We start from the raw sequence: 13,631 nt of genomic DNA on the forward strand, positions 1-13,631 counted from the left end.
TGGCCGCAAAGTGTTATGTGCGACAGCGGTTTGCACGATCAGCGGACCCCGTCAAAAATGTCCGGGAACGAAACCCGCCCCACATCCGGGTCGATCACCAACAGCGCGTCATAACTAGCCGGGTCAAACGGATCCTCTGCCGGAATGACCTCACGCTCGAACAACCAACTCAAGCGCCCTGCATCCAGATTACCTCTTTCAAAAGGTTGATCGCCGAAATGCGCCCACAGCGCTTCCATGAAAGCCGCATCCGCGCGCTTGTCTGCGGGCTTGCGATCCCGAAACCGCTCGCGCCGGGTCAGGGGCGTTACGCCCTTGGGATTGGCACGGCGAATGGTGAACTGGAAATCCGTACCCGGCAGGCGCCCGGGAAACCCACGATGTTTCAGCATGGCGTCACCTCGGCCGAACCGGGGATCAATTCGTAACACCCATCACAGGATGATGTCATTTTGCGCACCTCCAAAGCCGCGTCGCTGTTCAGAAATGCTCTGACGTGATGAACAGAGAGATTCATGGTCAAAGCCCCTCCCAGATACACCGGGACTGCTCCAGCCGGTAGGCTTCAAAGAACTGCGTTGCGTCAGGAGTAGCGCGGCCAAACTCGATCGGACGATCAGACAGAGAAATGACCACGCGCGCGGGCTCAAGTTCGTACTTGGCCACGTAGGCAACCGCCAAAGTCTGGCACAAATGCTCCATATCCACCGCCGCGATGTCATAGCCGATACGGCCGACGTCAGATCCGATACGCGGAGCGATAAAGCGAAAGCGCACCCAAAGTTCGCCGGGATTGTCATCCAGCAGAACGTCGCTCAGGTGCACAGGCTGGCCCGAAGGGACCGGCAGCAGATTTTCGTTTTCAGCCAGAACAGGAAACCCAATGCCCAAAAGGGCCAGGACTAAGGCGCGATCCCGGACCCGCCATAGGCAAGCTCCTCTCTCCGGGATCGCGCGCGCATGGCTTTTGGCCCGCGCTTTTCTATGTCCAATGGGCAAAACCATTTATCAGTTGTGGCCTCAAAGTCAATTTCTTACCGAAGAATCTGCCCTGACCGCGAATTTGGCCGGGCAGATCAATCGGTGTTTCCGTTTACAGCGGAATATTGTCGTGTTTTTTCCACGGGTTTTTCAGCTGCTTGTTGTGCAGGCTGGCAAACGCGCGCGAAACACGGCGGCGGGTCGATTGCGGCATGATCACCTCGTCGACAAAGCCACGCTCGGCGGCGACGAACGGGTTAGCAAACCGATCTTCATAGTCCGCCTGGTGCTGCGCCGTCTTTTCGGCATCGTTCAGGTCAGCACGGTGAATGATCTCGGTCGCACCTTTCGCGCCCATCACCGCGATTTCCGCCGTGGGCCACGCATAGTTGAAATCGCCGCGCAGGTGCTTGGAAGCCATAACCACATACGCACCGCCATAGGCTTTGCGGGTAATCACGGTGACTTTTGGCACGGTCGCTTCTGCGTAAGCGTAAAGCAGCTTGGCTCCGTGCTTGATAACACCGCTGTATTCCTGCTGCGTACCAGGCAGGAAGCCAGGCACATCCACAAACGTCAGGATCGGGATTTCAAAGCAGTCGCAGAAGCGCACAAACCGCGCGGCCTTGCGCGAACTGTCGATGTCCAGACACCCGGCCAGAACCATTGGCTGGTTCGCCACAACTCCGACCGTCTGCCCTTCAAGCCGGATGAACCCGGTGATGATGTTCTTGGCAAAGTCTTCCTGGATTTCGTAGAAGTCGCCCTCATCCGCTACTTTGGTGATGAGCTCTTTCATGTCGTAGGGCGTATTCGGGTTATCGGGGACAAGCGTGTCCAGCGATGCTTCGACCCGGTCAGGCTCGTCAAAGAACGGGCGAACCGGAGGTTTTTCCTTGTTGTTGAGCGGCAGGAAGTCCACCAGACGGCGAACCTCGGCCAGAGCCTCAACATCGTTTTCAAACGCAGCATCGGCGACCGAGGATTTCTTGGTATGGGTCGACGCACCGCCCAGTTCCTCGGCGGTGACCACTTCGTTGGTGACTGTCTTCACCACGTCCGGTCCGGTCACGAACATGTACGACGAGTCTTTGACCATGAAGATAAAATCCGTCATCGCCGGGCTGTACACCGCTCCACCGGCGCAGGGGCCCATGATCACACTGATCTGCGGAACAACGCCCGAGGCGGTCACGTTGCGCTGGAACACTTCCGCATAACCCGCCAGCGACGCCACACCTTCCTGAATCCGCGCGCCACCCGAGTCGTTGATGCCAATCACTGGCGCACCATTCTGGACCGCCATATCCATAATCTTACAGATTTTCTGCGCATGCGTTTCCGACAGCGAGCCGCCGAACACCGTGAAGTCCTGGCTGAACACATAGACCATGCGGCCGTTGATTGTGCCCCATCCTGTCACAACACCGTCGCCCGCAGGCTTTTGTTTTTCCATCCCGAAATCGGTGCAGCGGTGGCTGACGAACATGTCGAACTCCTCAAAGCTGCCTTCGTCCAGCAGCAGCTCGATCCGTTCACGTGCTGTCAGTTTTCCGCGCGAATGCTGCGCGTCGATGCGCCGTTGTCCGCCACCCAGCCGTGCGTCGTTGCGACGGTCTTCAAGTTCGGAAAGGATGTCTTTCATAGCGATGATCCCCTGTAAAATTTGGCGCGACACTATACGCTGAGGCAGAAAGTCCAAAGCGCCTTTCCGCAAATTTGCAAACTATTGCCAATCTCACTGATGAATATTGTAAAGCTGCAAATTTTGCCATTGAAGGATCAAGACCGATGGCATTCCTTTGTGCGCTCACTATACAGATGAACCATGCAGTTTAGTTCTTCTTCGGCGCACCGCACGCCACCGACCATTGGCACCCTTGTTTTGCTGTCCGGCCTGTCCGCGCTCAGCCTGAACCTGTTCCTTCCCAGCTTGCCGAACATGGCCCTGCACTTTCAGGCAGACTACAAGGTTATGCAGCTTTCGATTGCTTTGTATCTTCTGGTCAACGCGGTCCTGCAAATCCTGATCGGTCCGCTTGCCGACAAGGCAGGGCGGCGTCCCGTGCTACTGTGGGGGCTGGCGCTTTTCCTGATCGCCACGCTGGGCTGCATATACGCCCCAAACATCGAGATCTTTCTGGCTTTCCGGATGTGCCAGGCGGTTGTTGTCGTCGGCATGGTCCTAAGCCGGGCCGCTGTGCGGGACATGTACGATCAGGATCAGGCAGCGTCGATGATCGGCTATGTCACCATGGGCATGGCTGTCGTCCCCATGATCGGCCCGGCGATCGGAGGCCTACTGGAAGAGAGTTTTGGCTGGAAAGCCAACTTCTGGCTTCCTTTCGCGCTGGGTGTGCTGACGCTGCTTCTGACCTATTCGGATTTCGGAGAAACCTCTGCCAAAAGCGGTAAATCGCTGGTCCAGCAATTTCGCGAATACCCCGAATTGCTGCGATCGCCGCGATTTTGGGGCTATTCGCTGTCCTCTGCTCTGTCTTCAGGGGCGTTCTTTGCCTATCTGGGCGGCGCCCCCTTCATCGGCACCGAGTTGTTCGGCCTTAGTGCCGCCGAGGTCGGCATCTACTTTGGCGCACCTGCCGTCGGTTATTTCCTCGGGAACTTCGTCAGCGGCCGCTATTCGGTCCGTTTCGGCGTGAACAGGATGGTGCTCTGGGGATGCTGGCTAAACGCAAGCGGCGTGGCGATGTCTGCTGTTCTGTTCCTGGCGGGCTTTGGTACGGCTCTCAGCTTTTTCGGCTTCATGACTTTTGTTGGTGTCGGCAACGGGATGACGATTCCCAATGCGACCTCGGGCGCGCTGTCCGTACGCCCTCACCTGGCGGCTACCGCCTCCGGCCTGAGCGGAGCCATCATGCTGGGCGGCGGTGCGGGCCTCAGCGCTTTGGCTGGCACTCTGCTGACACATGAAACCGGGGCCATGCCTTTGCTCTGGCTGATGCTGGCGACAGCAGGACTGGCGGTCTGCGCAATTCTGTCCGTCATCCGACGAGAGCGACAACTGGGGCTGTAACTCAGCTTGCCTAGGGCGGTTTGCAAAGTTAGCTTGCCAAAGTAGGAAAGTTGCAAAGGCCCGTCATGGCGACTCAAAAGCTATATGCTGGTGCGAAACTGCGCGAAATGCGCACGCGCCTGTCACTGACCCAAAAGGAATTCGCTGCAAAACTGGGCGTGTCCCTTCCCTATCTGAATCAGATGGAGAACAACAACCGGCCGATCTCGACCACGGTTGTTTTGGCGCTGGCGCAGGAGTTCGGAATGGACGTGACCGAACTGAGCACCGGCGACAGCGAGCGTCTGGTCTCGGACATGCGCGAAGCCTTGGCCGATCCCGTCTTTGATGACGCCATTCCCCCGCTTGCTGATCTGCGCCTGACGGCGTCGAATGCACCGGCGCTGGCGCGGGCCTTTATTGCGCTGCACAGGACATATCGCCAAACGCATGAACGCCTTGCATCGCTGGACGAGGCACTGGGGCGCGAGGACGCCCAGATTCAAGCGAGCCCCTGGGAAGAAGTCCGGGACTTCTTTCACTATTGCGACAACTACATCGATGCGGTCGATCGCGCTGCTGAACGGTTCGCAAGACGCGCCAGCGATGCGGGTGGCATACGCGCTGCTGCGCTCGACAGCCTCTCTGAACGTGGAATCCGGGTTCAGTTCCCCGAAATCAAGGAAACTCGGAAGTATGATCCCGAAAACAAGACGTTGCTGCTGTCATCCCGAACCACACCGCAAACTCAGGTGTTTCAGCTGTTGCTGCAGGTCGCTCTGATCAGTCAGGACAAGCTGCTGGAAGCAACGCTGGACTTTGCCAAATTCCAAAGCGACGAGGCCCGCGCGATTGCCAAGATCGGGCTTGCGAACTACTTCGCAGGCGCATCTTTGATGCCCTATGCCGAGTTTCTGGCCGCAGCGCAGGAATACCGCCACGACCTGGAACTGCTCAGCAACCGGTTTGGAGCTTCCATCGAACAGGTGGCCCACAGGCTGTCAACGCTGCAACGCCCCGGGGCAAAAGGCATCCCGTTTTTCTTCGTCCGCGTCGATCAGGCGGGTACAATTACGAAAAGGCATTCTGCCACGCGCTTGCAGTTTGCACGGTTCGGCGGCGCGTGCCCTTTGTGGAATGTTCACCGCGCGTTTGAAACACCGGGTCACTTCCTGCGCCAATTGGCGGAAACACCTGACGGGGTGCAGTACATCTCATTGGCACGGGATGTATCGAAGTCCGGTGGTTCGTTCGGAGCCCCCGTCCGCCGCTATGCCATCGCGTTGGGATGTGAGGTGCGCCACGCCGAGGCTCTGGTTTATGCCGACAATCTGGATTTCAACAACGCCAGTGCATACGAACCAATCGGTATCTCGTGCCGCATCTGCGAGCGGCAAAACTGTCATCAACGCTCGGTCCCACCGTTGGAACGCCGCCTGACGATCAACGCCCACACCCGAGGCACGCTGCCTTATGAGGTCACCTGACCTTTTGCCGGAGGCAAAAATGCGGGAGAGGCGAGACTTAATCGACGGGGGCAGTGCCCCCGCCAGAACTCAGGCTTTTGACAGGATCGCCCAGATCTCGTCTTTCAGGGCCGCACGTTTCTTGCGCAGCTCAGTTTCTGCCAAGTCTTCCATCGGCTCGACATTGGTTTCGGCGCGATGAACTTCGCGATTGATCTCGTGGTATTCATCCGCCAGACGAGCAAAATGCGCGTCCGACTGCTTGAGCTGGCTCATCAGCTCAACCTTGTCCGGAAACTCTTGGGCCAGTTCGTGCGGGGTGTGGGACATTCCTGTTCGCTCCTAAAATATGTCGTTGCGATACAAGTCTAGTCGCCCCACCCCTACATCACTTTGACGCGGATCAAATCCGGCGTTCATTTAGCGTTGTGCCACCGCCCATTGCGGGTGAATCCAAGGCCGGTCGTTGGCCGCGGGCAAGGCGTCCTTGCCCAGCAGGTGGTCCGACATCTTCTCGCCCACCATGATCGACGGAGCATTCAGGTTGCCGTTGGTGATCTGCGGGAAGATCGAGCTGTCTGCGACGCGCAACCCGTCGACACCAATCACCCGCCCCTGAGGGTCGACAACGGCATTTTTGTCGTCTGTCCGGCCCATGCGGCATGTGCCGCAAGGGTGATAGGCGCTTTCGGCGTGTTCGGCGATGAATGCATTCAGCTCTTCGTCAGACTGCACATCCGCGCCCGGTTGGATCTCTTTCCCGGCATAGGGTTTAAACGCGTCCTGCCCAAAGATCTCGCGCGTCAGGCGAATACAGGTTCGGAAATCCTCCCAATCCTCTTCGTGGCTCATGTAATTGAACCGGATCACCGGCGCATCTTCGGCCTTGGCCGAGCGCAGCGTTACGGCCCCTCGAGAAGGGGAGCGCATCGGGCCGACATGCGCCTGAAACCCGTGGCCCTCAGCTGCGGCCTGACCGTCATAGCGGACGGCGATTGGCAGGAAGTGGTACTGAATGTCTGGGTATTCGACACCAGGCTTGGAGCGAATGAACGCTGCGCTCTCAAACTGGTTCGAGGCACCCAGACCGGTCTTGGTGAACAGCCATTGCGCACCGATCAGGCCTTTGCTAATCAAATTCCAGTGCTTGTACAGCGTGATTGGTTGCAAAGACGCCTGCTGGATGTACAATTCCAGATGGTCTTGCAGATTTGCGCCCACGCCGGGGCGGTCCGCCACGACGTCGATACCATGTTCTGTCAGATGGGCCGCGGGACCGATGCCGGACAACATCAAAAGCTTGGGCGAGTTTATGGAAGACGCGGCCAGAACAACTTCGCGCCGTGCGCGGATGATTTCTGCTTTGCCGCCACGGATCAACTCGACCCCGGTCGCACGGCCGTTCTCCATCACCACTTTTGTTGCCAGCCCACGTACAATGTCGCAGTTTTCGCGCTTAAGCGCAGGCTTCAGATACGCATTTGCCGCCGACCAACGCCGTCCTTTCCAGACGGTCTGCTCCATCGGGCCAAAGCCTTCCTGCTGCTCGCCGTTATAGTCTCCGGTCACTTCATAGCCAGCCTGCTGACCGGCATCGACAAAGGCCTGAAACAGCGGGTTTTCGCGCGGGCCACGCGACACGTGCAGCGGACCATCGGTACCACGCCAGGTCGGGTCGCCACCATGGCCACCGTCGTGCCAAGTCTCCATGCGTTTGTAGTATGGCAGCACATCCGCATAAGACCAACCATCGGCGCCCATCTCGGCCCAGGTGTCAAAGTCGCGCGCATGGCCGCGCACGTAGACCATGCCATTGATCGAAGACGAACCGCCGATGACTTTCCCGCGCGGGCAGGCCAGTTCGCGGTTGTTCAGGTGCGGCTCGGGCTCGGACCGGTAGCCCCAGTCATACATCGGCATATTCATCGGGTAGCTCAGCGCCGCTGGCATCTGGATGAATGGGCCGGCATCAGTGCCACCGTGCTCGATCACCAGCACCGAGGCCCCGGCCTCGCTCAGTCGATAAGCCATCGCGCATCCTGCGGATCCTGCGCCTATGATGACGAAATCTGCTTCCATTTTCAGGTCTCCATAACCCGCCGAGCCCGTTCAAGGCGCCTCCGGCGGGAGTATTTTCAATAGGGTGAAGAGGTCACTCGCCGCGCGGGAAGCGGGCGTTTTCCTCGACGACATTCAGATCCATGTGGTTGCGCATGTAGCGCTCGGATGCCTTTTGCAGCGGCTGGTAATCCCACGGGTAATAGCCACCCTGCCGCAGCGCCTCGTAAACGACCCAACGGCGGGCCTGACTGGCGCGGACGTCGGCATCGAACTGGTCCAGATCCCAACGCGCCTCGGATTTGGCGCGTAGAGTCTCAAGCGTGCCCGCGTGTTCGGGTTTGTCCGCGAGGTTTTCCAATTCATGCGGGTCTGCGTCCAAATCGTACAGTTGATCAGGGTCCAACGCGCAGCGGTTGTATTTCCACTTGCCATAGCGCAGAGAAACCAGTGGCGCGTAAGATGCCTCGGCGGCGTATTCCATTGCGACCGGAGCGGTCCGTTCGGTGCCATTGGCAAGCGGCACAAGGTCTTCGCCGTCCGTCCATGGGGCGATTTCCGCCATATCGACACCGGCCAGTGCACCCAGGGTCGGCGTGACGTCAATCGTCGAGACCGGCGTATCGATCCGCCCCGCCGGCATCCCCGGCGCAGAGATCATCAACGGCACGCGGGCAGAGCCTTCGTAGAAGTTCATTTTGAACCACAACCCGCGTTCGCCCAGCATGTCACCGTGGTCCGAGACAAACATGATGATCGCCTCTTGCCGCGTGGTTTCCAGAACTTCGAGGATCTCGCCGATCTTGTCATCCAGATACGAGATGTTGGCAAAGTAAGCCTGTCTCGACTTGCGGATGTCGTCTTTGGTGATGTCAAAGCTGCGCCAGTCATTGGCGTCAAAGATACGCTTCGAATGTGGATCCTGATTGTCATACCCAAGGTCCGCAACCTCGGGCTGCAGGTGCTCACAGTCTTCGTAGAGGTCCCAGTATTTGCGACGCGCCACATAGGGGTCATGCGGGTGGGTGAAGCTGACGGTCACGCACCACGGACGGTCATCCTTGCCACGGGCCAGATCATACAGCTTGGCCTTGGCGTTGTAGGCGACCTCGTCATCGTATTCCATCTGGTTGGAAATCTCAGCCACGCCTGCGCCCGTGACCGAGCCCATATTGTGGTACCACCAGTCGATACGTTCACCGGGTTTACGATAATCGGGCGTCCAGCCGAAATCGGCGGGGTAGATGTCGGTGGTCAGACGGTCCTCGAACCCATGCATCTGATCGGGGCCGACAAAGTGCATCTTGCCGGACAAACAGGTGTAGTAGCCCGCGCGGCGCAGATGGTGTGCATAGGTGGGGATGTCGCTGCGGAACTCAGCCGCATTGTCATAGACCCCCGTGCGCGAGGGCAACTGACCGGACATGAAGCTGGCCCGCCCCGGCGCGCAAAGCGGCGAGGCCGTGTAAGCGTTGGCAAACCGGGTCGACCGTTCCGCCAGTTTTTTCAGGTTCGGAGCGTGAAGCCATTCGGCGGGACCGTCTGGAACGAGGGTCCCGTTGAGCTGATCCACCATCAGGATCAGAATATTCGGCTTTGTCATTTTTCAGCCTCGAGCAGAGTGTTGAGGACACGCATGGCGTGGTTCACCGCCAACTGCGGTTCTTCCGGGGCGCTGAGTGCGGCGCGGATATAAAGCCCGTCGATCAGGGCGATCATGTTTACAGCGGCCTCTTCCGGATCGCTGAGCAAGGGACGCAGGGCATGGGTCAGGTTCGACCGGATGCGCGCCTGATAGATTTGCCACAGGCGCAGGGCATCATCGTTTGTCTGCGCCAGCACATAGAAGGTCATCCATGCCGCAATGACATCCGGTGTAAAACAGGACGGCGCAAAACAGGCCCGGATAATCGCCTGAGCACGCTCTTGCGGGGCAGCGTTCTTTAGCTCACCACGGGCCTCGTCAGCGAAATCGGACAGGATACGGCGCATTGCAGCCAGAAAGATCTGGTCTTTGCCACCGAAGTAGTGATGTGCCAGCGCACTGGACATCCCTGCCCGTTTGGCGATCTGGCTGACTGTCACATCAAGGGATTTCTTCGACCCGAGCTCGGCAATCGTTGCCTTGACGATCGCATCACGACGGATTGGCTCCATTCCGAGTTTCGGCATCGCTATCCCCTCATTACGTAAACTGTGAAAACGCTAAGGGGTTTTTATTGACCCGTCAATCAATAACGTTTTGCGCCGGCCGGACGATCACAGTTTTGGCGCGATACTGGGCGTCGTCAAGTTGCTACGGTTCAAAACCGCTTCTCGCCAGGCGATGAAGCTGACCGCCAACAGAATCACGGTTCCGCCCGCGACAACCCAGATGTCGATACTTTCGTGGAATACCAGCGCCCCAAGCAATGTGGCCCAGATCAGCTGCAGAAACGTAACGGGCTGCGTCACCGCAACCGGGGCGGCCTTCAGGGCCAGGGTCATGAAATAGTGACCCATCGTGGCAAAGCTTGCCACCAGAAACAAAACGCCAAGGTCGCGCAAGCTGGGCGGGGTCCAGACAGCAATCGCGAATGGGATCAACGCTATGGTCACCCAAATGGACATATGGGCCACGACGACCGAAGGCGGCAGATCACGTACCAGCACTTTGGCTATCAGGTAGGACCCACCCAAGGTCAGGGCCGTGCCCAACATTGTGATGTGACCGGGCGAAATCTCACGAAACCCCGGACGCAGGATGATCAGAACGCCGATCAACGCCACGAAAATCGCGGCAATCCGGCGGAAGGCAAGCGGTTCTCCCAAAAAGAGAGCCGCTCCGAGGGTGACATAAACCGGTGTCATGTAGTTCATCGCCGTGACTTCGGCCAACGGGATCTGGGTCATCGAAAAGAACCACAACATGACGGCAAAGGCATGAACGACGCCACGCGTGCCCAGCAAAACCAAGTGCCTCTTTGTAAGGTGCGTGGTCAGAACCAGACGAAGTGCTGGCAGCAAAAAGATCAGCCCGAATGCAAATCTCAGAAATGCGGCCTGGATCGGGTCCATGGTTGGCCCAAGCGACTTGACCAGGGCGGTCATGATCACAAAGGACAGGCCCGCCGCAAACATCCAAAGCATGCCTGCCAGCGGTCGATGTTGGGCGGCCAAACTTGTCATGTTAAGGGTTGAACACCGAAACCTCGGCAGAGGCAACCCATCACATCAACACAAGTTTGGCAGCAATCGCCAGCATGACCAGACCAATCAGTAGATCCAGAACTTGCCACGCCCGGGCACGTCTGAAAATCGGTGACAGAACACCCGCCCCGTACCCTAGCGAAAAGAAGAACACAAAGCTGGCCGTCATGGCGCCAATGGCAAAGGCCAAACGGTCCTCATACTGGGCCGAGATCGACCCGATCAGGACAACCGTATCCAGGTAGACATGCGGGTTCAGCCAGGTGAACGCGAGAACGGTCAGCAGAACCGATTGCAGACTGGCTCGCTGGCCTTCGCCGATCTCCATCACCGCGCCGCCACGCCAGGCCGAACTTAGGCTGCGCAGGCCATACCATGTCAGAAAAATCGCGCCGCCGTAGCGCATGACAGTCTCGAACCACGGCAAGGCCTGTGCCAAGGTCCCGAAACCGGCGACCCCGGCAGCAATGAGGATGGCGTCGGATACCGCACAGGTCAGGCACAGTGGGAACACATGCTCGCGCCGCAGGCCTTGTCTCAGGACAAAGGCGTTTTGGGCACCTATGGCCAGGATCAGGCTGAAGCCTAGTACGAAACCTGCGATCAAGGATGTGGGCATGAGACCTCCGACGTTCTGCAGCGTTGACTAATCGCACGGCTTCCTTCAATCAAATTAAAGATACTGAATTTAGTTAAGCTGAACTAATGTTGCTGGACCCAAATCACTTGTCTGCGTTGTCCACCATTCTGCGCCACGGCAGTTTTGACGCCGCCGCGTCGGACCTGTCGGTGACGCCATCAGCCGTCTCTCAACGGATCAAAGCGCTTGAGGACCGTGTCGGCGCAGCCCTGATCAACCGCGGAACGCCCTGCACGGCCACCCCGCTGGGTTTACGCGTTGCGCAGCACGCTGAGGACATTGGGCTGCTTGAGGCAAAACTCGCCCGCGAGCTGACCCTGGATCAGACGAGCGGCCCGGCCCGCGTACGCATCGCGGTTCCGGCGGACGTTCTGGCGACGTGGTTCATCGACGCGATGTCTCAAGTCGACGGTCTGCTGTTCGACCTTGTCGTCGACGATCAGGACCACTCTGCGGAATGGCTGCGACGCGGCGAGGTCAGCGCCGCCATTACAGTCGGAGGAGACACAATCCCCGGCGCGGACGCCCTCGCACTGGGTGCAATGCGGTATGTCCCCACGGCCAACCCGGATTTCATGCGCAAGTGGTTCGCTGATGGGGTGAATGCCGACACATTGTCCCGCGCGCCCTGCCTGACGTTCAACCGCAAGGACTCTTTGCAAAAGGCATGGTTAACCCGGCAAACCGGTCAGCGCCTATCCCCGCCATCGCATTTCCTGCCCTCTTCGCAAGGGTTTGTTGAGGCGGCAATTGTCGGATTGGGATGGGGGATGAACCCGATCGGCCTTGCGCAAGATGCGCTGGCGGATGGCCGCTTGTGCCCTGTTCTGCCAGACGCGCCGCTGGACGTGAGGCTGACCTGGCAGGTTGGCCGGGTCCTGTCCGCAGCGCTTGCCCCTCTGACCGCTGCGGTCAAACGTACTGCGGCTGAGGCTCTTCTTCCTGTCGACACCTGAGTTGCATACTCAAGACCGTACGGCGGTTTTTGTATGTGGCAGAACCACGCGATAGCAGTTGATGGCCGAAAAAAGGCTGGTGGCGACGATGAACGCGATCGCCCAAACGACCTCGTGCATATGCGCAATTCCCGCCAGAGCGGCAGAGAACAGCACACCTGAAATCCGGCAAATGCTTTTGACGGCGGCCGCCCCTTTGACCCGCTGGTCTTTGGGCGCGACGTCCAGAAAATACAGCTTTCTGGCGCTGCCGATCCCGGTCACTGCTACCGTCACGATGAACAAGGCAACAGCATGCAGGTGCACTTCATGATCAATGCCCAGAAAATGCACCAGCAAAAGCGCACCCCCGGTGACAGCAACCATCAGGTTTCCGACCACCATGACAGCCCGGTGTGACTTCATGTTTACGAATTGCCACAACGGGGCAGAGATCAGATATCCCGACGCCGAAGACACGATCATGGCCGTCAGCCCCTTGGCCGAACTGTGATGAGCTTCAGCAGCGATCAGAGCAAAAAAGGGAACGGCCAGGGAAACTACAACAAGCGGCATCCGCATAACCATATAACGACGGAACCATGCCTCATCGAACATGGCGGCGATATCGGTGAAGTTCTCGACGAACTTTCGCTTGCCAATGGGCTGCGATGCGGCCTTATCCTCGGGCGGCCCTGCATCCTCGGACATCATTAGGATCGACAGGCCGGAAAGGACGAAAAAGGTCACAGATACGGCGATGATCGCAGAATGTCGTGAAAACGGAGGGTTTTCCTTGGTGAGTTCATGCACCAGCAGTGCAATACCAATCGCCCCCAGCCCACCGACGCCCAGCTGCAGGTAGTGCATGACCATCCGCGATTTTGAATGCACGTGATCCCCAAGCAGGTCGGTGTACATAAGTGACTGGATCTCTTCGATCAGGCCGATCAGAAAGAATGCGGCCACAAAAGCCAGACCGATAACCGGCACGATGCCGGTCGCGGCAACCACCAAGGCCATGACGAGGCAAGCGCCAATGGCAACTTCGGTCATTGCGATTGCGCGTTTCTTCCGTTCCCGCGCAGCAATCGGTTGCGCCAGGAACACGTCCGAAATCATGCTGCCAACCATACGCACCGAAACCAATGCCCCGGCTATGAACATCGGAAGCTCTAACGAGACCGCCAGAAACGGCAAGACGACGGACGGGCTGCCCAATGTCCAGGCCACCTGAGACAAAATGCTTTGCCCGGCCAGGACCGGGACATTCCTTTTTGACGTGTCCTGCGCGATTTCCGTCACTCGCTTGCGTGTGTTTTTCCATTCTCTGCACAGCGTGTTCGCCG

General features: G+C 58.5%; 13 protein-coding genes. 3 read left to right on the forward strand and 10 right to left on the reverse strand.

Going from position 1 to position 13,631, the window contains the following annotated elements:
• Positions 1–38: 38 nt before the first annotated feature.
• From GOV53_RS10630 to GOV53_RS10640, 3 genes are all read right to left on the reverse strand, one after another.
• The gene (locus tag GOV53_RS10630) at positions 39–392 is read right to left on the reverse strand and encodes a hypothetical protein (RefSeq protein ID WP_170466384.1); all 354 of its coding nucleotides are present in this window, start codon (positions 390–392) and stop codon (positions 39–41) included.
• Positions 393–519: 127 nt separating this feature from the next.
• Entirely contained in the window at positions 520–1,005 is a 486-nt protein-coding gene (locus GOV53_RS10635) for a DUF6497 family protein (protein WP_254439264.1), read from the reverse strand.
• Between the two features lie 88 nt (positions 1,006–1,093).
• Positions 1,094–2,626 (reverse strand): acyl-CoA carboxylase subunit beta, encoded by a 1,533-nt coding sequence (locus tag GOV53_RS10640; protein ID WP_170466387.1) that lies wholly within the window; start codon positions 2,624–2,626, stop codon positions 1,094–1,096.
• A 183-nt stretch (positions 2,627–2,809) separates the two neighbouring features.
• Here GOV53_RS10640 and GOV53_RS10645 point away from each other — a divergent pair, with 183 nt between their 5' ends.
• The gene (locus GOV53_RS10645; RefSeq protein WP_170466390.1) at positions 2,810–4,015 is read left to right on the forward strand and encodes a multidrug effflux MFS transporter; all 1,206 of its coding nucleotides are present in this window, start codon (positions 2,810–2,812) and stop codon (positions 4,013–4,015) included.
• Between the two features lie 65 nt (positions 4,016–4,080).
• Positions 4,081–5,481 carry a helix-turn-helix domain-containing protein gene (locus tag GOV53_RS10650; protein WP_170466393.1) on the forward strand — a complete coding sequence of 467 codons (1,401 nt, stop codon included), beginning with the start codon at positions 4,081–4,083 and terminating at the stop codon, positions 5,479–5,481.
• Between the two features lie 69 nt (positions 5,482–5,550).
• Here GOV53_RS10650 and GOV53_RS10655 read toward each other — a convergent pair whose 3' ends face one another.
• The 6 genes from GOV53_RS10655 to GOV53_RS10680 form a co-directional block, all read right to left on the reverse strand.
• The gene (locus tag GOV53_RS10655) at positions 5,551–5,790 is read right to left on the reverse strand and encodes a YdcH family protein (protein WP_170422847.1); all 240 of its coding nucleotides are present in this window, start codon (positions 5,788–5,790) and stop codon (positions 5,551–5,553) included.
• A 90-nt stretch (positions 5,791–5,880) separates the two neighbouring features.
• Positions 5,881–7,539, reverse strand: coding sequence for a choline dehydrogenase (gene betA / locus GOV53_RS10660; RefSeq protein WP_170466396.1), 1,659 nt, complete (start codon positions 7,537–7,539; stop codon positions 5,881–5,883).
• Between the two features lie 73 nt (positions 7,540–7,612).
• Positions 7,613–9,121, reverse strand: a complete 1,509-nt coding sequence (betC, locus tag GOV53_RS10665) for a choline-sulfatase (protein WP_170466400.1) — start codon at positions 9,119–9,121, stop codon at positions 7,613–7,615.
• Entirely contained in the window at positions 9,118–9,690 is a 573-nt protein-coding gene (gene betI / locus GOV53_RS10670; protein ID WP_170466403.1) for a choline-binding transcriptional repressor BetI, read from the reverse strand. The genes betC and betI overlap by 4 nt, the downstream gene beginning before the upstream one ends.
• Positions 9,691–9,777: 87 nt before the next feature.
• On the reverse strand, positions 9,778–10,647 hold the full coding sequence (locus GOV53_RS10675; protein ID WP_437436795.1) for a DMT family transporter: 870 nt from the start codon (positions 10,645–10,647) through the stop codon (positions 9,778–9,780).
• Between the two features lie 79 nt (positions 10,648–10,726).
• Positions 10,727–11,326: a LysE/ArgO family amino acid transporter gene (locus GOV53_RS10680; protein WP_170422857.1), complete on the reverse strand. Its 600-nt coding sequence runs from the start codon at positions 11,324–11,326 to the stop codon at positions 10,727–10,729.
• A gap of 86 nt (positions 11,327–11,412) precedes the next feature.
• Between GOV53_RS10680 and GOV53_RS10685 the strand changes: the two genes are divergently transcribed.
• Positions 11,413–12,303, forward strand: coding sequence for a LysR family transcriptional regulator ArgP (locus GOV53_RS10685; protein WP_170466409.1), 891 nt, complete (start codon positions 11,413–11,415; stop codon positions 12,301–12,303).
• 9 nt (positions 12,304–12,312) lie between these two features.
• Here the strand turns inward: GOV53_RS10685 and GOV53_RS10690 are convergent, their stop codons facing one another.
• On the reverse strand, positions 12,313–13,587 hold the full coding sequence (locus GOV53_RS10690; protein WP_170466412.1) for a permease: 1,275 nt from the start codon (positions 13,585–13,587) through the stop codon (positions 12,313–12,315).
• Positions 13,588–13,631: the final 44 nt, after the last annotated feature.

It is taken from the genome of Ruegeria arenilitoris, assembly GCF_013035315.1.
Taxonomy (GTDB): Bacteria; Pseudomonadota; Alphaproteobacteria; order Rhodobacterales; family Rhodobacteraceae; genus Ruegeria; species Ruegeria arenilitoris_D.